This window comes from Gelidibacter sp. (assembly GCF_039916245.1).
GTDB lineage: Bacteria > Bacteroidota > Bacteroidia > Flavobacteriales > Flavobacteriaceae > Gelidibacter.
Window position 1 is genome coordinate 1 of sequence record NZ_JBDSLS010000224.1, and the last position, 20,394, is coordinate 20,394.

A 20,394-nucleotide genomic window follows, 5' to 3' on the forward strand; every position below is an offset into this window, starting at 1 on the left:
AGTTCAGGAGAGAAAACAGTGGCTCCAAAACAATGTTCTCTAAGCTGTTGTAGGTTGTTCAATTTTTTCATTTTTTAAAATTTCTTGCCATTTTATATATCCCGAAACGCCCACTATAAACAAGAAAATAGTCAGGCCAGCATAAACATATAACTCCTTGTAAAAAAGCAACGGAATCGCAATGACATTACTAATATTAAGATAAATCCAGTTTTCCATTTTCCTTTTGGCCATAAGCCACATCCCTGCCCACGCAAAGGAAACCACAACAGCATCCCATATCGGAACATTTGAATTGGTATGAAACTTGAGCCAGTAAGCCATCAAGGTAAAACAAACAACTACGATGCCCAATGCCTTGAGATGTTCTTCTTTGCTGGAATAGGAAATAGGAGTTGTCTTCTTTTGTTTACCAAGTTTCCAGTAAAACCAACCATAGATGCTCATCCCAAAATAGTACAGGTTCAATAAAATATCTCCATAAAGTTGGGAACGGTAAAGCACCCACATACTTATTAGAATGGATCCTATTCCAAAAATATAATTATTGATATTATTTTTTCTGGCCAAAAGCACCTGAACAACTCCTAAGGCAGTGCCTAGGATTTGCAGGAAAGTAAGATGAAATAAATAATCCTCGATCATTGTAATGGTTTCAATGAAATGGAGGAAATAGCCCAGCAGTGTATTACTATCGTTCCCTACGCCAGCATTATCTGGATCAGGTTCCGTGCAAAAAAGCACTTGGGTATCTTCTCAGCCTGCACAATTAAAAGCAAGCACCCCATTATATAAGGCAAATCTATAATAATTTCTTATAATATTTAAGGAGACTTCACTTTAAATTATGTTCCAAAAAATGTTGTGGAAATAATTTATGAGCACTCTGACTTAAGACGCTTAGACATAGACCATAAGAACAAAACGCCTGACTTCTAAAAGCAATATTAAAATTGGCATTTCTAAGTCAGGCATTTGTATAATTTAAGTCCTAGATCAATTCTTAGACAGAATAAGCACTATGCAAATGTTGACCAAGCGCTATTATCAGAATAATCTTCAATGACTTTTACCGTGTTATCGAAATGAAAAGAACTGAATAAACCAGATATTTCCTGCTGGACCATGGTAATGCAATTATCAACAAGATCTTTTCTAAAGCCTTTATGCTGAAGCTCCAAAACATAGCCCACACTCACTATTCTGGCGATTACCCTACCTAAATCGACCAATTTTCGTTGTGAAAGACTGCTGGCAATATCGAAATTAAGATCTTTTTTGAAATACTCACAAGATTCCGCGGTAACATCTAAAGTTTTTAGATATTCAAACAGATTGGATAGCTTACTCTTTTTCATGGCGCGCGTAATCATTTCAGAAATTTGAGAATATAACATTTCGTTAGAACCTTCAAATATTTGAAAAGGTCGGCTGTCCATGATTCCACGTCCGCCAATATGACTTAATCTATACCCACTGGCACCAGAAAGTTGCGTTAGGAGTTGAGCAGATTCCTGCATTAAATCGGTTACCACCGTTTTCATGCTGTTAGCTTCCAAACCATTGGTTGCAAGGTTGTTTTCGATACCACTGATCTCGGTACTTCGTAAACACATGGCAGAACTGAGAGTAAAGGCCGACTGAATTCTGGCCAATTGAAATTGCACCTGATCCATCGCTAATAAATTACCAGCGCCTACCATTCTGTTTTTACAATGTTGTGTCGCTTCATCCAACATTCGCTTAATAAAGCCCATTCCCATCCCTGGAAATTGCAATCTACTTCTATGTAGGATATCCAACATCATTTTAATCCCTGTTGTTTCAGGAATCAATCGTTGGTTTTTTGGAATTTCCAGATCTAAGGTATTCAAACCATAGGGAATCATATAAAGACCAGCATTATCATAAATTTCCTCAACGATAATATGTTGATTTTCTTTGGTATTATCGGCAATAAAAAAATCGACATCCCTAGCAAGGTCACCATTAGCCATTGTTTTTCTGGCGGCAATCAACCAATAATCGGCCATGCCAGTAAGTCCTTGCCAATGCTTTGACCCTTTAACACTGTAACCAAAATCATTTTCTTGACTGAAGGTTTTCATATTTAAAGCGTCACTACCATAATCAGGTTCAGTGATCATCAGACCACCCATATTCTGGTTTTTGAGAAAGCGATTGAATATTTCGGGCTTCACAGCGGCTTCAGCGTATTTTGCAACAGGTTCTAAAAACAAGGCAATGTTAATCCCAAAAGTTAACGAAAGGGACAGCGATTCATAAGAAGCCGCGGATAGAATTTCGAGACATTCTTTTACATGTCCGCCACGTCCGCCGTATTCCGAAGGAATGGCCACAGATAATGGCTTTTTGGACATTATTTTATTCAAGACTTCAGCAGGTAGACCTCGTTCCAAACTTAATTGATTGATGTTATTTTCTTTATGAAATAAATCGTGTAGCGTAGTTTCGAAATCTTTTATGAATTCTGAAAATTTGGTTTTTGTTTCCATGAAAATAAAGGTTAAAGGAGAGCTTTTGCAACAATTTTAAATTCTTGGATCAAACATAAAAAGAAATTTAACGATAATAACCGTAAGGGAAGCTCTTTTTTCGGGTTCAAAACTGATATTAAATGGTCGAATCTCCATTAACAAAAGTATTAAATATTAATTGGAACAAGTTTAGATAACTTGTTAATCTGCGCCATTGGCGCCATCATTTTAAAAAACAATAAAACAGACCATTAGCACTTAACCATATCTTACATTATATCATTCCATGTGAAAGACATAGCTCCTTTATGAAAATGACATCTTTATGAGTATGTTTTAAAAAAAAAGTTCCCTTTCTAATCCATCATCGGTAAAGAAGTCCAATACTTTAAGTTCATAAATCAACTAAACGCCCATCACAATTTAAAAAACGAAAAATCCTCTATAAAAGAGGATTTTTCAAACCGTTAGATGCATGGGCTAGCTTGTCAATTATTTAGGATCTTTATAGGTCTCATACATACTTCCAAAATTAGATTGGATAAACAGGTCAAACGGAATTTCCTCTTGCTTGATAAAGCCTTTGTTTTTTAATTTTCCTTCGGAAACTAGGTCTACAACTGCGGCTATACTGCAGGCCGTTGTCCAACTGATGGCGCGCCAATCTTTATTGTTCAAAGTAATTTTACGATAGGATTCACTAAATTCCTTTCTTCTTAATTGTCCATCCATGACACCTTCAACCGCAGCGTGCACTACTACGATATCTTCATCGACTATCGGTAAAGCATTGCTTAGAATTTTTTGCGCCAGTTTCCGATCATCTTTTAAAAGAAGATCATAAAGCAACAATTTCATGCCGTCTCTATGCCCTGGATATCTGATGGTTTTGTAATTTAACGTATCCACTTTCCCATCTAAACTCTCGCACATTGTTCCCAATCCGCCCGAGGTTAAAAAGGCTTCGTACTGACGCCCATTAATATTGATAGACTCAACATCGTCCAATGAACTGCGCATTTTACGCTCTCCATTGTGGATCACTTCAGAGTCGTTTATATACTCATTGATAACACCTTCCGCACTCCAGGTAAAACTGTAACCTAACTGCCCCATTGGATGCAATGGCAAGGCTCCTACCCTTAATTTCACCATGCGAATTTCAGAAAACTGACTGTACAGACCAGCTCCTAAAATTCCGATAAAACCTGGTGCCAGACCACATTGCGGCGCTAAGACGGTGGTGCTCTTTTTGGCCATTTTCTGAATAGCATTTAAGGTTGGTACATCTTCGGTCAAATCGAAATAATGAACGCCCATGTCCACCGCTATTTCGGCAATTTTTATATTGAGAAAATAAGGTAAGCAAGAAACTATGGCATCCTTGTTTTTCAAAAACTCACGAATACTTTTTTCATCGGAAACATCTCCTTTTGAAATATTAAAAGGAAATTCCTCCTTAACATCAAATTGTTCCATCCCTTCTACGTCATACTTTGAACTCAACAAAGTCGCAACAAGACTGCCCACTTTTCCTAATCCTAAAACGGCTATTTTTTTTATCATTGCATCAAATATTAAAATAAGATTGAAAGTTAATTTTTTAGGGAACCATAATAAAGGAGTAATTTAAAAGAATTTACGGGAAAAACCACCACATTTTCTTTTTGAGTAATGCATTATCTTTAAAGGTAGATTTTCAGTGTTCCTAAAGTAAGCACTTATGACATCTGAATTCTTTTTAAGGCTACCTAGCGTCTCTATTCATTTCGATATTGGAAAATATACGCGATGGCCAACTTTTAACTGATATCTTCCCGCGATTTTTTCAAACCTCTTGAAAACCGAGTTAATAATACAATCTAAAATCGAGTAATTTGCAGAGGTTAAAATGCTTTTGAAACATCATTTCGACAACTTCCTTGAGGTCTTCATTTTCTTGGTACAAACTAAAAAAAACGCGATCAATAGTACCTACGCTCGATATTCCGCTAAGGTTAGTTCCATAACCTGAAATGGCTCGTGCTCCAGTGACATCCAAAAAATATTGTGACTCTTCATCGGTCAGGTCCAAGATTTTTTTGTTGGCAAAATGGATCACTTTCCCCGTCATTCTCCCTTCAAAAAGTTCAGCTATTTCCTCAATGCTATAATAATAGTTATTCAAGAGAATGTTGTTGTGCTCTCCAGGCATCACAAGATAAATAATTTCATAATCCTTAAAATTATGATCTTCATATAACAAGTTGTTTAAGCTTTCCTCTAGGCCTTCAATATCATCACAAGCTTTGTAAATACTCGCAATACCTTGTTTCAATGCCACGTCCTCCAAGATTTTTAAAACCTCCGTAGTTTCAGTATTGTCTATATCTGGAATGGCTTCAAGGCAGAAAATAAATTTTTCATTCTCCATAAAAAGTTGGCTTTATTTTTTTGTAGATAACAAAACTCTTGTTTTTGATTGTGTTTCACAAATCAATTATTAAAACATTAAGAGTGTGATTAATTTTAAACCAAGCATAAATTTTCTATTAATGCAAATATTGTTATCCATGTGCAGAAGAAGAGTTCTACGTTCTTGATTCGCCCCAAATGACAATAGAAACACCGATGCTTCAGCAGAATCTTTCAATGCCAAAATAAAAGCTTTTAGTGTGCAGTTCAGGTCAAGAACGTAGAATTCTTACTATATAGACTACACAACAATTTTTGCTTAGTAGTGAATCCCACAACTTTTTGACTTGATCCCTTATTTCTTTTATCTAAAATATGGCCACAAAAAAAGCCTCTCTAAAAAGAGAAGCTTAAATTCTGGGTGGAAGACCGGGCTCGAACCGGCGACCCTCGGTACCACAAACCGATGCTCTAACCAACTGAGCTACAACCACCATGTAGCCGCATTCTTCAATGCGACTGCAAATGTAAGAGATTTGTTAGATGTAACAAAACTTTTTCGTAAAAAAATTAAACTAAATCGAATAAACTTTTCACTGCGGCATAACGCTCCACCGTAAAGCCCTCAGCGTGCTCCGCGCCTATCAGTCGACCTAAATCCCTGGCTCTGTAGTCAATACTGTCTGTGAAGTTTTTACTACTGATTGGCGTCTGAGGCGCTTTGCTCTCAGGGTCAAAGAATTGCGTTTTATAGGCTCGAATGGCTTTTATTTTGGTCTCCATAAATCCAGAGACATCAACTACGAAGTCTGGCTCAATATTTTTCCATTGAATATAGTGATACACAAATTTTGGTCGCCACTGTTCTTGAGCTTTTCCGTCCAATTCGGTTTCAACTTTTATCAATCCACTTAAAAAACAAGCATCACTTACGAGTTGGCTCCCCTTTCCGTGATCAATATGCCGATCCTCAATGGCATTACACAATACTATTTCTGGTTGGTATTTCCGGATCATTTTAATGAGCTCCAATTGGTGGGCTTTATCATTCATAAAAAACCCATCGGCGAACCCCATATTCTCTCTAACGACCACACCTAAAAATTTTGCTCCGTCTGCTGCTTCCTCTTTTCTAGTTTCCGCAGTTCCGCGCGTGCCAAGCTCGCCACGGGTCAAATCGATAATGCCGACTTTTTTTCCGTTATAAACTTCTTTTGCAATGGTGCCTCCACAGCCTAACTCTACATCATCAGGATGCGAGCCAATAGCTAATATGTCTAATTTCATGTATTTTTCTATTGTTTTTTAATGGACACATGTTGTTAGCATTCAATCATTCGCTAGGATGACAAATTTTTGAATGCTCGTTTAATGTGTTTAATTTTTATTCCAATCCTTTTGTTCCGCTTTAGTCAAAAACGACCAAGCTACCACTCTACTCACTTTATTGCCTTGAATCATATCCAAAACCTGAAACTCCGTAGCGCCTAATTTTTCTAAGGAAGCTTGCATGGATCGTACATGACTAACATTGGACACTAAGCTTGTAAACCAAAAACACTGTTGTTTATAATGGGAGCTTTCATAAAGGTAATTATGTAGGAACGCTTTCTCTCCGCCGGCATAACACAACTCTTTTGGCGTACCACTAAAGTTTCTGACCACTTTGTCATTATCCTTTCCTAGGCCTTTCAATTTGGTTTTGGTGGCCTCAAGCGCATCTGCCTGACTTTTAAAAAACGGCGGATTGCACACTGAAGCTGCAAATTTATCGGAAGGTTTAATAATTCCCTTTAAGATGTTCTGGGAATCATTTTGACGTCGCAGCTCTATAACATTCGCCAAAAAGTTTTTATCTATGATTTTTTTCGCAACATGAAGTGATTTTTCATCGATATCAGTACCAACAAATTTCCAGTTGAAGAGCGCATTTCCTATCAAAGGATAAATGCAACTCGCTCCCACACCAATATCCAAAATATTGATATCAGTCTCCAAATGGCTACGTCTTATTAAATCGGACAAATGATGCATATAATCTGCGCGACTTGGGATAGGTGGACATAAATTTTCATCAGGAAACTCCCAGTATTTTACGTTGTAATGGGTAAATAGCAATGCTGTATTTAACGCTTTTACCGCTTGAGGATTTGAGAAATCGATGGTTTGAGTTTGAAAATCGTTCACAAAAACATGAGGTCTTAAGGCTTCATGATTTTCGACGAGAACATCAAAATCGTATTTTTTATTGTGAAATGAGTTTTTGTGCAATTTCTTGTGTTTTCTAGGTTTCTTATTATTTTAAAGTTCTACTTCTGAACCTGAAGCTTTGAGCTTTTTACTTTCTTTATCGCTTGTTCAATATCTGCCATCAAATCCTTTTTTGATTCTATTCCCACAGAAAATCGAATCAAATTATCGCTAACACCAATAGCATCACGTTGTTGTTGCGTCAATAAGGCGTGCGAGGTTTTATGAGGCGATAGCATGGTGCTTTCTACGCCTGCCAAACTCATCGAAGATTTAATCAATTTTAATTCTTTTTGAAACGCCATGGCATCTAATTCGTCATTCAACTCAAAAGATAGCATCCCGCCAAAACCTTTCATTTGCGACTTTGCCAAATCGTATTGCGGATGGGATTTAAGTCCTGGGTAAAACACTTGTTTCACATCGTCGTGTTGAGTTAAAAACTTCGCTAGTTTTTTAGCGTTTCTATTTTGAGCTTTCACACGTAAAGCCAAGGTTTTCATGCTGCGCTCCAACATCCAAACGGTCATATCGCTTAAACTACCGCCCAGATTTTTCGCCACATTCCAAATAAGATCCCTATGCGCATTACTACAAGCCACCGCACCCGCTAAAATATCAGAATGTCCTCCTAAATATTTTGTGGCGGAATGGATGACAATATCAATCCCAAAATCTATGGGATTTTGATTAACCGGACTGGCAAAGGTATTATCGATGGTGGTCACGATGCTTTTTGATTTAGCCAAGTCGGCCACTCCTTTCATATCGGTAATGGTCAACAAGGGATTGGAAGGTGTTTCAATATGAATCAATTTTGTATTTGGACAAATGGCTGCTTCAAAATCAGAAACTTCATAGCCGTCCGTAAATGTAAATTCAATGCCATATTTTGGAAATTCTTCTCTAATAAAATTACTGGTACCACCATACAAGGTGTTTTGAACCACAATATGGTCGCCTTGTTTCAAAAAAGCCAAAAATACGGTACTAATTGCAGCCATGCCACTTCCAAAAATCATGCCTGCTTCAGCATGCTCGAGGGCAGCAATTTTTTTCGATAAATACTCTTGATTTGGAGTGTTAAAATACCGCGGATAACGTTTGACATCGACACCATCAAACTGATAGGAAGTGGACATATAAATAGGTGAAATCGCCCCTTTAAACTGTTCATCCTTGATTTCGCCGACATGGGTGCAAATGGTATTTAATCCGTATTTTGATTTTGACATGATAATCGATCATTTAGTAAGGTTTAAAATTACGAATAAATGATTATAGAAAGCCATTTTCAATCTTGCTTTTTGAACTCATGATTTATTTTCACATATAAACATTCCTATTCTCTAAGTATATGCTTTTTAAAAAAAAAGCAATAAAAATTCAAAAGCTTGATGAAAAAAGTATTATACTTAAAAATTATTAAAAACTTGAAAACCATTTTTAGGGATTGTTAACCAATTCTCTTATATTCGTACCGCTATTAATAAACTCCTCTCCAAATGCTTAAAGCCGTATTATTTGATATGGACGGTGTGATTGTGAACACCGAACCGCTGCATCATAAATCCTACTACCAAATGTTTGACGACATCAATATTGAGGTGCCTGACGAACTTTACGCTTCTTTCACTGGGCAATCCACAATAGCAATTAGTCGCCTATTGATTGATCATTTTAAGTTGCCGATGGGGCCACAGACCTTGGTGGAACTTAAACGTCATCATTTTAAATATCTGTTTGAAAACGACGATGAATTAGCACTTTTAGATGGTGTTTTGGACCTGATCAAAGATTACCACCATAATGGCTTGACCTTGGTTTTGGCGTCTTCTGCCTCCATGGAAAACATCAACAATATTTTTGAGCGTTTTAATCTCAACCCATATTTTATAGCCAAATTAAGTGGTGCCGATTTAAAAGCGTCCAAACCGCATCCTGAGATTTTTGAAAACGCTGCATTGGCCTCAGGTTTTGAGCGTCATGAATGTATGGTCATAGAAGATTCAACCAATGGCATTAAAGCAGCTAAAGACGCTGGCATTTTTTGCGTTGGTTATGACAGTTTCCATTCCCATGATCAAGACTATTCACTTGCCGATTTAGTGATTAGTGATTTTGAAGAGATTGCTTACGATACTATTGCTAAGCATTTCACGTCAGTCCTGTCTGAAAAATAAAAAGTTAGACATCTCATATTAAGTGACCTGCTTCTAGTATGGCAGGCAGGTTATTATCCGAGGAATACACAGCTTGATTTGCTAACGAAATAATCCATTTAGAACGTCGTAAAAAAACATTCCGATTATTCCATGCATAGAAACCTTTAAGGTTTACTTCTCCTTTTTCAAAAGTTCATTTTGCTCTTTCATCAAATCGGTCAATTGTGAAAGCAATTCAATATCCTTAGGGGTTTTGACGGTTTTATTTTTAGGATCATGAGCCTTTTCTCTGATTCTATTCAGAAATTTGAGCATCAAGAAAATGGTAAACCCTATTACTAAAAAGTCGGTAGCAGCTTCAATTAATGCACCATAACCGATGGCAATTTCTTCGGATATCAATTGGCCAGAAGCATCGGTAACTTTATCTCTTAAAACAAAACTTTTGTCCTGAAACTTTAAACCATTGGTCATTAAGGACAAAGGCGGCATCATCACTTTTTTAACAAGCACATCGATGACCTTATTAAAAGACGCTCCAATGATAATACCGACGGCCATATCAATCATATTGCCTTTGACGGCAAACTCTTTAAATTCTTTAAAAATTCCCATTTCTGTTTACTTTTTGAAAAACTATAAAATCTTCGTTTTAATATGAATGGCAACAGCCATAAACAATGTGTTTATGGCTGTCCATATCTAATGCCTAAAAATTTCTTATTTTTTGTAATACATGACATATTTACGATAGGCTAAAAGTGCCAGGACCACAACAATGGCTACCGCAATCAGAATAAATTTCACACTCACAATCTGGTCGCCGCTAGCGTAAGCATGGAGACCTGAAAGGTAGAAATTTACTCCAAAATAGGTCATCATGATACTCGCAAATGCAATAATTGAAGCTAAGTTAAAACCAAAACGACCGCGAAGTCCTGGAACCAATCGCATATGAATTACGAAGGCATATACCATAATACTGATCAAAGCCCAAGTTTCCTTAGGGTCCCAACCCCAATAACGTCCCCAGCTCTCATTGGCCCACATACCTCCTAAAAAGTTTCCAATGGTCAATAATACCAAACCAGTAGTTAAGGCCATTTCATTAATAATGGTGAGCTCCTGAATATTGAGCAACATCTTCTTTTTATTGTCTTTATTAGTAAATATCATCAAAATCAAAGAGACAGTACCCAAAATCATACCCAAGGTAAATGGTCCGTAGCTCATCACAATTACCGCCACGTGGATCATTAACCAATAGCTATCCAACACCGGTTCTAAAGTTGAAATGGCAGGATCCATCCAGTTCCAATGCGCTACCATCAAAACAATGGCAGTCACAAAGGCGGTCGCCGCAATGGTCAAATCACTTTTACGGCCGAAGGCTAATCCAAAGAACATGGTTGCCCAAGCTACATAAATCATCGATTCATAAGCATCACTCCAAGGCGCGTGCCCTGAAAGGTACCAACGGACAATCAATCCTAAAGTGTGGAGAATAAACAATCCTAAAATGATAAATTTGAAAGTCTTAACACTGACATTCACAAACTTATTGTTACCCTTGAAAATCTGTACAATCAACAGAATGAACATGAGCGTTCCAGCATACATATACCAACTGAACAAATTCCTAAAAATATCATATTTGTTATACGCAATTTCTGTTTTTATCTTTTTCTCGGACAGCATGACCTCGCTTCCATATTTTTCTTGGGTCTTGGTAATACCATTCAGTACGGCATCTGCCTTTGAAAAGTCGCCATCTTGCTTCGCACTGTTGAGCGTCAATAGATACGCGCTAAAACCATTGTTGATGAAATTCCCCAAAAGAGAGTCACTTATTTTTTCGCGATACCCTTCATCTCTAAACTCTTTTGAAGAAATCCATTTGTTGTTATCGTCATTAGGGACTGGGAAAATTTTCATAGCACGCCCTTCTAAGGTATTGTGCATTAAATTAACACGCTGATCGGCTTCCTTAAACTCTTTTTGAGATCCATTTGGAATTGCTGCTCTGTAAGCTTCTTCAAGATATGGCTGTAATTTATAGTTACCTGTTTCTGTGAAGAAATCGATGAAGGCCACATGTTTTTGATCAAATGGAACGCCAATGATCTTTCTAATGGTATCTGCTTTTTTCGGCGCCAAATAAATGATGGGCACGTTATACCATAACAACGGACTTTCCTGAATGGACAGTATGATTTGATTGGCATCAAACCCTTCATAAGTATCGTGCTTGCTTATTTTGCGCAACATTTCAGAAGCATATGTATCCATCGGCATCATACGCCCGCTGTAATCCTGAACAACAATATGTCCAAATTTATCGGCATGTTCCTTTGGCGTGATGTTGGCCTTTAGCACTGAATCAATTTGCGCTTTGGTCGGTCTACCACGATGATCATGTCCATCATCTGCAGAATGTTCTTGTGAAAAGCCCAACGTAGAAAACGCTATAAATAAAATGGTTAACACTTTGCTCTTTTGCTTTTTTACTTTATCCAGCATTTTATTCAAATCTGCAAATCGCGTGTTTCTATCAAACCAAATCGCCATAAGTCCAATATATAATAAGAAATATCCAATATAAGTTACCCAAGTCCCCCAGAAATCATGATTTACAGAAAGAATGGTCCCTTTTTCATCTGGATCAAAACTTGCTTGAAAAAAGCGATAGCCTCTATGGTCTAAGATATTATTCATATAAATATGGTAGTCATAGTCGCCTTCCTCCTTATCCAAAACCGTAACTTTACTTTCATAAGATGAATAGCTTTTCTCTGTTCCAGGGAATTTTCGACCAATAAATTCATTCAATTTTATTTCAAAAGGCAATTCCATCAATTTGGAACCGTACTTAAGCGCAATCGTCAGATCGCCAAATTGCACTTGTTCAAAAGGGTTGTTTTTGAAAGGCCCACCAAGGATATTTGCAGTTTTGGTTTCGCCATTGACCGTCACTTTCATCACGACGCCATCTTCATCGCCTTTCAGCATTTCTGATTTTTTAACCACATCAAAAACGCCTTTTTCTACGGGTTTAGGAAAAACCATGGACATATTTCCAATAACGTAACGCGAACGTAAAATCAACGGTTGCACGCTGTCTTTTACCAGAATTCCTGTGGCGCGCGTGGCCATGGTCATATAATCGCCATCGTAAGGCGATTCAATGGTTAAACCACCTTCTGGCGTCGTCATAATATTGATGGCACCAGGCGTGTGTTTATCTAGGGAAATCAATACGTTATGTAAGTTTTGAACTTCTCCAGATTTCAAAAAGTGATTATGCGGACTGCCGTCTCCAGCTTCCACCAACTTCAAATAGGATTCTCCAGATTCATCAGGAATAATATCCAATTCTGCACCTTTGATGTACTTTTCAAGTTCAATGGTCACAGGAGTGTTATTATATTCAGTTTCGACTTTAAAGTGATTGTTTAGTCGGTATGAGAAATCCACTTCGCGCTCGATTACTTTTCGTTGCGCCACACCATTGACCATATAATCGCCATCGATATAGGTGGTGACATAGGTTTTTTGCGATAAAAACTGGCTTTCCGATTCGCCCTCCCTGATATGTATCATGCCTTCAAATCCGATATATCGCGTAATGAATGCGCCAAAAATGATCAGAACAAAGGACAAATGTAGCGTTAACGTGGCCCATTTTTTCCATCTCAATAATCGGTAACGAAACATATTACCAATAAAATTGATCATAAACATCCCCATAATGGCTTCAAACCACCAGGCATTGTAAATTAAATGCCGTGTATAAGGAGTAGGTGATGTTTCTTGGTTGGCGTCCATAAATGTCCCGGTGGCCATTGCGGCGGCGAATACGACAAATAGGATAGCGGTTAAACGTGTAGAAAAAAGGATGTTAGCGAGTCTTTTTTGCATGATAGAAGAACTGTTTTTTGCACTTTTATTTAAGCAGTGCAAATTTAGCCTTTTTTGTTGGTTTGTTGCGGATTAAAAAATGTTAAAGTTCAGATAGTTTGGATAAGTCACGGTCTCAGTAAGAAAGAGTGAATTTGACGGATGACGGATGACGGATGACCGAGGACGGATGACGGATGACCGAGGACGGATGACCGAGGACGGATGAACGATGACGGATGAACGATGACGGATGACCGAGGACGGATGACGGATGACGGATGAACGAGGACGGATGACCGAGGACGGATGACAGATGACGGATGGTGGAAAAAAATGTTTTACTGAGATTCACTGAGAAAATCTTTATTGGATGGGTTTTATGAATCGTCAATATACCAAGATCGCCTATTGCCAGAAATAATTTCCCGCAGACGACGCGGATTTTCGCAGATTGCTAAGTTGATCTACTTTGGTTGTACTGAATGTTAAACTGAATCAAATAGACTGATTATCTGTCGGCTGAAAACTGTGACTGAAAACTGTGACTGAAAACTGTCTTGTAAGCTATCACGCAAAGTTACTCAAAGGAAAAACAAATGTTCACAAAGAAATAGTGCATATTTTCAACTTTGAATATTGATTTTCCCGCAGATCACGCGGATTTTCACAGATTGCTAAGTAGATATAAAAGGTGAAATAGCATAAAACAGACTGATTATCTGCCAACTGAATACCGAAAACTGTGACTGAAAACTGCCGACTGAGGACTGAAGACTGAAGACCGTCTTGTAAGCTATCACGCAAAGTTACTCTAAGGAAAAACAAAGGTTCACAAAGAAATTGTACCGGTTTCAACTTTGAACATTGAACTTCCGGCAGACGACGCGGATTTTTTCAGATTACTAAGGAGATTAAAAGGTGAAATAGCATAAAACAGACTGATTATCTGCCAACTGAGAACTGTGACTGAAAACTGCCGACTGAGGACTGAAGACTGAGGACTGAAAACTGTCTTGGAAGCTATCACGCAAAGTTACTCAAAGGAAAAAAAAGGTTCACAAAGAAATAGTGCATATTTTCAACTTTGAATATTGATTTTCCCTCAGATCATACGGATTTCTTCAGATTACTAAGCAGATTAAAAGGTGAAATAGCATAAAACAGACTGTTTATCTACCAACTGAAAACTGTGACTAAAAACTGCTGACTGAGGACTGCCGACTGAGGACTGAAGACTAACTTTCAACTTTGAATATTGAATATCAAACCTTGAACTTTCCTAACCTTGTCTCGCCTGAAAAATATTCATGAACATAAATGAACCCATTTTGCGGGCGCGGTTTTTAGCATTATCAGCATATTCGCCCTCAAAAAGTTCGTCGAGGGTTTCAAACCATAAATTCATCCATAATCCAAAATGCACTTGAGTAATGGCATTGTCATTTTCACGATCCACTTCTATATGCACTTGTAAAGGATTGCCATGATAACGGTGGTCCAGTTTTTTGGTCATGAACAAACTGCTTTCCCAAAATGTGGTCAAACGCTCAATATGTGCTTCCCAATCTTTTATAACCCGATTGAAAAAAGGCCCTAAAACAGGATCTTTTCTAACTTTTCGGTAAAATTCTGAGACGAGTACATATACATCCTCCCGATTTTCAATATCTTTTTTTTCCATTTTCAACTATCCCAAACGAATCATATTAATGATAAGAAACGTTGTGTGCACCAAAATTGTTACAATAAATAAATTGTAAATCACTTTTGGTTTCATTTGCGCATACAACGCACCATTATAAGCCATTGCAAAGCTAACCACTAATGCTAAATCTAAAAAACGAAATGTCTGAAAACTACTTTTAAGTATAAACATGGCTGCAACAGAACCCAAACAGCTTTGAAAAATAATACTCAACGGGACATATAAGGTTAAGTGCTCTTTGAAATCTTCCAATCCTTTAGTGTAAAGTGTCATAATTTCTTTTATTTCAGTGTTCACACAAAGTTCCTAAACGTTTCTTCGTATTTTTATGACTCAAATCATAAGGCCATGATCCCCGAAGACATCATTCAACAATTTGGAGCGAACTTAAAGAATTACGCAAAGGACCAAACCATTATCCGTGAAGGCGAGTTTGCCGAGTTCTATTTTCAGATTAAAACTGGACATGTCAAAATGTATAACCTTACAGAAGATGGAAAGGAATTTGTGCAAGGTTTTTTCAAAAACGATGATTCTTTTGGCGAACCGCCGCTGTTTGGCGCTTTCAAATATCCCGCAACAGCATTGGCTCTTGATGCCTCAGAAATTTATATGCTTCCAAAAGTTTCTTTTTTTAAACTTCTAAAAACGCATCCTGATATTCATTTAAAGTTCACGAAATTGATTTGCAAGCGCATGGTTTATAAAGCGAAAATAGCGAGGGAAGTGTCCATTTATCCACCAGAACATCGCATTTTAACCTTATTGCACCACCTTAAAGGCAACTCCAAAACCGATAACAGCTTTGAAGTTCCTTTAACCCGGCAGCAAATTTCAGACTTAACAGGATTACGCGTTGAAACCGTCATCCGGGCCATTAAAAAACTAGAGAAGTCCGAAGCTTTAGCTATCATCGACCGAAAGGTTTTTATCTAAAAACGGCACTTATTCGCCCAGCTTTTTATAATGGAGCGACCTGATAGTTCAGATAGAAAACCAAAAACCCCAAATTCTTATTCGTATTTCTTATTTCTTCAGTAATTTAGCAGCATGATTTCAGTAGTTATTCTTGGCGCAGGCAATGTCGCAACACATTTATTCAACGCTTTTGATAAGTCCGATAAAATCACTGTTGCACAGTGGTATAATCGAAACATCGGCAGTCTTAAACCATACAAAAACAAGGTTGATATAACCGATGATTTGTCAAATTTAAAAGAGGCCGACATCTACATTATTGCCGTAAGTGATGATGCGATTGCTCGTTTATCCTCAAAATTACCTTTTGAAAACCGATTGGTCGTGCACACTTCAGGGACGGTTAACATTCATGATCTCGACAAAAAAAACCGTCGCGGTGTATTTTATCCCTTGCAAACCTTTAGCAAAGCCGCTCCCATAAAGTTTAGAAACGTGCCAATGTGCATTGAAGCATTGGACAAAACCGATTTTAAAACCTTAAAATCCTTAGCCAAGGCCATCGGCAGTAAAAGTCACAAAATCAATACCAATCAGAGGAAAGCTTTACATTTAGCAGCTGTGTTTGTCAATAATTTCACAAATCAGTTGTACCGTGTAGCGCATGAAATTACCGAAGCTCAAGGCGTCGAGTTTGATATATTAAAACCTTTGATTTTAGAAACCGCAAAAAAAGTGCAAGATCTGTCCCCATATATGGCACAAACAGGACCTGCAAAACGCAACGATAAAAAAACAATAGAAAAACATTTAGAATTGTTGGATAACGAGCAGCATAAAGCTATTTATAAGCTCTTAACTGCAAGCATTCAAGAAACACATGGTGCTTCGACAAACTCAGCAACCGATTCTCAAAAAAAAATAAAATAAATGCAAGAAAAAAGTTATAAAGAATACCTCGAACACATTACTACTTTTGTATTTGACGTTGATGGCGTACTGACCGATGGTACGATTTTATTGACCTCTACGGGCGAAATGTTACGCACCATGCATACCAAAGATGGATTTGCGATGAAAACGGCAATCGATGCAGGGTTTAACCTGTGCATCATTTCTGGTGGCAGCAATGAAGGCGTGCGTTTGCGTTTAAACAAACTTGGAGTGACGGACGTCTATTTAGGCATCCACAATAAAATTGAGCAATTGAATGAATTTATGGACAAGCACCATATCAAGCCTGAAAACGTGCTTTATATGGGCGATGATATTCCAGATTATCCAGTCATGAAATTGGCTGGCTTGCCGGCCTGCCCACAAGATGCCGTTCCTGAAATTAAAGCCATTTCAAAATACATTTCTCATAAAAAAGGTGGACAAGGCTGCGTTAGAGATGTGATTGAACAAGTGCTCAAGGTTCAAGGTAAATGGAATGGGAATTTTGATGCGAAGTATGATTGAGCTTGAAGCTTGAAGTTTGAAGCACGAAGCTTGAGTTAGAAGTTTAGCGGTTTAGAAGTTTAGAACCTGAGACTTCAAAACTCAACGTTCATCGTCGTTTAACAAAAGCCGATGACGGATGACGGATGATGGATGATGGATGACGGATGATGGATGACGGATGACGGATGACGGATGACGGATGATAAAAATAAAAAGATTCGTGCACTTGCCTGAACGGACGGGCAGGTTCGTGACCAACATTTTAGCATCATAACACCAAGCAAATTAACATCTTAATAACAAACATTTAAACAACAAACACTACAACACCCAACCCACACCTTGAGCATACTAAATTTAATCCGCTGGAAAAACCTTTTGATGATTGCCTTGGTGCAATTGCTCATCAAATACGCCTTATTTGACCCCTTCTTAAAAACGACAGAATTAACGATCACGCTCAATGCCTTCGGATTTGGTCTTTTAGTGTTGTCCTCACTTTGTATTGCAGCGGCAGGAAATATCATTAACGACATTTACGACGTAGAAACTGATTTGGTCAATAGACCATCAAAAGTGATCGTCGGAAAAAAGATTTCTGAAAAAACCGCCTACAACCTATTCATTACCTTCAACGTGGTTGGTGTGCTTATCGGATTTTATCTATCGAATCTGGTCGGAAGAAGTGGCTTTTTTGCCATTTTTGTGATCATTTCAGCTTTGCTTTATGTGTATGCCTCTTATTTAAAACAGACACTTTTATTAGGAAACATTGCCATTTCAATTTTGGTTGCCATGAGTATTTTAATTGTTGGTGTTTTCGAATTAATCCCCGTGATCACAACACAGAATCAAACAACCCAATTCACATTTTTCAAAATCCTTTTAGATTATGCCATCTTTGCTTTTCTAATCAATTTGGTGCGCGAAATCATTAAGGATTTAGAAGATGTTGACGGCGATTATAAATCTGGGATGAACACACTGCCTATCGTCATTGGGCGTGAAAGAACCTCCAAAGTTGCATTTATTCTTATCCTAATCCCGCTATTCGGCGCCATTTATTATGTGGCAACCTATTTGATCAAATTTGAGATCATTATCGCTTACTTCCTTATTTTGATTATCGCACCACTGATTTACATTGCGATTAAATCTTACGCTGCAAAAACAAAAAAACACTACCATCATATCAGCAATATGCTTAAATTAGTCATGATTTTTGGAATGTTATCTATGTTATTGTATCCGATTGTTTTAAAATAAAAGCAAGAATATTGTTGATTGAAGATTTTTGAAAATAGAAGCATGAAGATGGACGCGTGAAGTTTAAATACCGAAGATCGTCAACCGCCGACCGCCGACTGAGGACTGAAGACTGAGGACTGAAGACTGAAGACTACTCACCCATCCAAAGCTTCTGTGAAGGAGGGAAAACTACCGACTACCAACTAAAAACTAAATCATGCTCAACGATAAACTAAAAAACCATCACATTATTTTAGCCTCAGCATCGCCAAGGCGACAGCAATTTTTTAAAGATTTGGGCTTGGACTTCGAAATCCGATTAAAACCGGTGGATGAAGAATATCCGCAACGCTTAAGGCATTTTGAAATCAGCGATTATCTTGCTCAACTCAAAGCATTGCCTTTTAAAGATGAACTCAAACCCAACGACATCCTAATTACCAGTGATACGATTGTTTGGCACAACAACAAAGCTTTAGGAAAACCAAGAAATGCTTCAGAAGCCTTTGACATTATAAAATCGCTGAGCAATGCCACGCACGAAGTCATTACCTCCGTATGTTTTACGTCATCATTCTATGAAAAAACTGTAAATGCGGTTACAAAAGTGACCTTCAAAAACTTAACGGATGAGGAAATCAATTACTATATAGCCACCTGTAAACCTTTTGATAAAGCGGGTGCTTACGGCATTCAGGAATGGATTGGCCAAATTGGCGTTAAAAAAATTGAAGGTTCCTATTTTAATGTCATGGGATTGCCCACGCACCTGGTGTACCAAACCTTAAACGACATGGCCAAAAAAATATAGGATTGTATTTTCAATCAGAACTATTGGTCTCTGCATCAAATTTTATCCACAATTTCCTAGAAAGAATCCTCCATAAGCTGCCGTCGAGAAGCCTCTAAAGCACTAACAAACAACACCATGCGATAAAAAATAATAAAACCAGGCCATTGGAACAAGAATATCAATGACGATTTCACTTTAAGAGAAAGCCTTGGTTTAAATTAAAATTATCGGTATTCTGTGTATCTTAGCATCTAATTTCACATCAAAAAGTTTATGTTTTTTCAAACCCATCAGCAAGCATTAATCACCACAGGATTTGTACTCCTTTTTTTACTGATTATTAGATATATTCTAAATAAACTCATTGGTAAAATCTCAAAAAAGAACGGTATTAATTTAGCGCGAACCCATTTAATGCAGCGCTATACAAGTGTCCTACTTTTTATATTTGCGCTTTTGTTTATTCCTTTTATTTTTGGAACACGAATACAGGATTTGGTCGTTCTTTTTTCTTCGGTATTTGCCGTCATTGGGATTGCTCTTTTTGCGATATGGTCCATACTAAGTAATATAACCTCAGGTGTTATTATGTTCCTTTCGTTTCCTTATAAAGTAGGCGATAAAATACAAATACATGATAAAGACGTTCCGCTTGAAGGTATTATTGAAGATATTAGAGCCTTTCAATTGCATTTAAGAACTGAAAACGGCGATTTAGTAACCTATCCCAACAATTTAATGCTTCAAAAAGCAGTGACGCTTATTAAAAAAGATGCTATTGATGAACTATTTGATGATGGAACGGATTTGATTTAAGAAATAAATAGACCTAGGATTACCTATTCACTTTCACTGTCATCTTATGGGATTAAATTCACTTTTTGCGTTAAATAAAGACTAAAACCGAAATTTGCGATTCTTCTTTTTTATATTTGAGGTTCTAGCTAATTTTCAAAAAATGTTCAAACCCTATTTACTCCTATTAATTAGTTTAATTTATTGCTTTTCTGCACAAGCCCAAAAACCCAAAAAACCAACCAGTTCAGAGATTTATCAGTCCATAGAGAAACTCAATTTCCT

Annotated in this window: 19 protein-coding genes, 1 tRNA gene and 1 riboswitch; of the genes, 7 read left to right on the plus strand and 13 right to left on the minus strand. The window is 37.5% G+C overall.

Going from position 1 to position 20,394, the window contains the following annotated elements; all coding sequences use genetic code 11:
• Nucleotides 1-39: 39 nt before the first annotated feature.
• The 8 genes from pnuC to ABIQ28_RS11930 form a co-directional block, all read right to left on the minus strand.
• A complete protein-coding gene (pnuC, locus tag ABIQ28_RS11895; protein ID WP_348037575.1) occupies nt 40-645 on the minus strand; it encodes a nicotinamide riboside transporter PnuC in 606 nt (201 codons plus the stop codon).
• A gap of 35 nt (nt 646-680) precedes the next feature.
• Nucleotides 681-797: riboswitch (TPP riboswitch) on the minus strand.
• Nucleotides 798-1,019: 222 nt separating this feature from the next.
• A complete protein-coding gene (locus ABIQ28_RS11900) occupies nt 1,020-2,516 on the minus strand; it encodes an acyl-CoA dehydrogenase family protein (protein ID WP_348037577.1) in 1,497 nt (498 codons plus the stop codon).
• A 474-nt stretch (nt 2,517-2,990) separates the two neighbouring features.
• A complete protein-coding gene (locus ABIQ28_RS11905) occupies nt 2,991-4,064 on the minus strand; it encodes a saccharopine dehydrogenase C-terminal domain-containing protein (RefSeq protein WP_348037579.1) in 1,074 nt (357 codons plus the stop codon).
• Between the two features lie 283 nt (nt 4,065-4,347).
• Nucleotides 4,348-4,911 (minus strand): DUF6642 family protein, encoded by a 564-nt coding sequence (locus tag ABIQ28_RS11910; RefSeq protein ID WP_348037581.1) that lies wholly within the window; start codon nt 4,909-4,911, stop codon nt 4,348-4,350.
• A gap of 400 nt (nt 4,912-5,311) precedes the next feature.
• Nucleotides 5,312-5,387: transfer RNA gene (locus tag ABIQ28_RS11915), tRNA-His, on the minus strand.
• Nucleotides 5,388-5,462: 75 nt separating this feature from the next.
• Nucleotides 5,463-6,179 carry a bacillithiol biosynthesis deacetylase BshB1 gene (gene bshB1, locus ABIQ28_RS11920; protein ID WP_348037583.1) on the minus strand — a complete coding sequence of 239 codons (717 nt, stop codon included), beginning with the start codon at nt 6,177-6,179 and terminating at the stop codon, nt 5,463-5,465.
• Nucleotides 6,180-6,269: 90 nt separating this feature from the next.
• Nucleotides 6,270-7,163, minus strand: coding sequence for a 23S rRNA (adenine(1618)-N(6))-methyltransferase RlmF (gene rlmF / locus ABIQ28_RS11925; protein WP_348037585.1), 894 nt, complete (start codon nt 7,161-7,163; stop codon nt 6,270-6,272).
• Between the two features lie 38 nt (nt 7,164-7,201).
• A complete protein-coding gene (locus tag ABIQ28_RS11930; protein ID WP_348037587.1) occupies nt 7,202-8,377 on the minus strand; it encodes a PLP-dependent aspartate aminotransferase family protein in 1,176 nt (391 codons plus the stop codon).
• Nucleotides 8,378-8,647: 270 nt separating this feature from the next.
• Here ABIQ28_RS11930 and ABIQ28_RS11935 point away from each other — a divergent pair, with 270 nt between their 5' ends.
• Nucleotides 8,648-9,325 (plus strand): HAD family phosphatase, encoded by a 678-nt coding sequence (locus ABIQ28_RS11935; protein WP_348037589.1) that lies wholly within the window; start codon nt 8,648-8,650, stop codon nt 9,323-9,325.
• 153 nt (nt 9,326-9,478) lie between these two features.
• Here the strand turns inward: ABIQ28_RS11935 and mscL are convergent, their stop codons facing one another.
• From mscL to ABIQ28_RS11955, 4 genes are all read right to left on the minus strand, one after another.
• Nucleotides 9,479-9,922, minus strand: coding sequence for a large conductance mechanosensitive channel protein MscL (gene mscL, locus ABIQ28_RS11940; RefSeq protein WP_348037591.1), 444 nt, complete (start codon nt 9,920-9,922; stop codon nt 9,479-9,481).
• Between the two features lie 105 nt (nt 9,923-10,027).
• On the minus strand, nt 10,028-13,225 hold the full coding sequence (gene ccsA / locus ABIQ28_RS11945) for a cytochrome c biogenesis protein CcsA (RefSeq protein WP_348037593.1): 3,198 nt from the start codon (nt 13,223-13,225) through the stop codon (nt 10,028-10,030).
• Nucleotides 13,226-14,486: 1,261 nt separating this feature from the next.
• Nucleotides 14,487-14,888 carry a group III truncated hemoglobin gene (locus tag ABIQ28_RS11950; protein WP_348037595.1) on the minus strand — a complete coding sequence of 134 codons (402 nt, stop codon included), beginning with the start codon at nt 14,886-14,888 and terminating at the stop codon, nt 14,487-14,489.
• Nucleotides 14,889-14,894: 6 nt separating this feature from the next.
• A complete protein-coding gene (locus ABIQ28_RS11955; RefSeq protein WP_348037597.1) occupies nt 14,895-15,185 on the minus strand; it encodes a hypothetical protein in 291 nt (96 codons plus the stop codon).
• A 75-nt stretch (nt 15,186-15,260) separates the two neighbouring features.
• Here ABIQ28_RS11955 and ABIQ28_RS11960 point away from each other — a divergent pair, with 75 nt between their 5' ends.
• The 3 genes from ABIQ28_RS11960 (at nt 15,261) to ABIQ28_RS11970 (ending at nt 17,291) form a co-directional block, all read left to right on the plus strand.
• A complete protein-coding gene (locus ABIQ28_RS11960; protein WP_348037599.1) occupies nt 15,261-15,848 on the plus strand; it encodes a Crp/Fnr family transcriptional regulator in 588 nt (195 codons plus the stop codon).
• A 114-nt stretch (nt 15,849-15,962) separates the two neighbouring features.
• Nucleotides 15,963-16,760: a DUF2520 domain-containing protein gene (locus tag ABIQ28_RS11965; RefSeq protein ID WP_348037601.1), complete on the plus strand. Its 798-nt coding sequence runs from the start codon at nt 15,963-15,965 to the stop codon at nt 16,758-16,760.
• Nucleotides 16,761-17,291 carry an HAD-IIIA family hydrolase gene (locus tag ABIQ28_RS11970; RefSeq protein WP_348037603.1) on the plus strand — a complete coding sequence of 177 codons (531 nt, stop codon included), beginning with the start codon at nt 16,761-16,763 and terminating at the stop codon, nt 17,289-17,291. It abuts the gene before it with no gap.
• Between the two features lie 98 nt (nt 17,292-17,389).
• Here ABIQ28_RS11970 and ABIQ28_RS11975 read toward each other — a convergent pair whose 3' ends face one another.
• A complete protein-coding gene (locus ABIQ28_RS11975; RefSeq protein ID WP_348037605.1) occupies nt 17,390-17,545 on the minus strand; it encodes a hypothetical protein in 156 nt (51 codons plus the stop codon).
• A 70-nt stretch (nt 17,546-17,615) separates the two neighbouring features.
• Here ABIQ28_RS11975 and ABIQ28_RS11980 point away from each other — a divergent pair, with 70 nt between their 5' ends.
• The 3 genes from ABIQ28_RS11980 to ABIQ28_RS11990 all read left to right on the plus strand — a co-directional run bounded on the left by ABIQ28_RS11980 (nt 17,616) and on the right by ABIQ28_RS11990 (nt 20,130).
• Entirely contained in the window at nt 17,616-18,539 is a 924-nt protein-coding gene (locus ABIQ28_RS11980) for a geranylgeranylglycerol-phosphate geranylgeranyltransferase (protein WP_348037610.1), read from the plus strand.
• 199 nt (nt 18,540-18,738) lie between these two features.
• The gene (locus ABIQ28_RS11985; protein ID WP_348037612.1) at nt 18,739-19,332 is read left to right on the plus strand and encodes a Maf-like protein; all 594 of its coding nucleotides are present in this window, start codon (nt 18,739-18,741) and stop codon (nt 19,330-19,332) included.
• Nucleotides 19,333-19,587: 255 nt separating this feature from the next.
• A complete protein-coding gene (locus ABIQ28_RS11990) occupies nt 19,588-20,130 on the plus strand; it encodes a mechanosensitive ion channel domain-containing protein (protein WP_348037614.1) in 543 nt (180 codons plus the stop codon).
• Nucleotides 20,131-20,394: the final 264 nt, after the last annotated feature.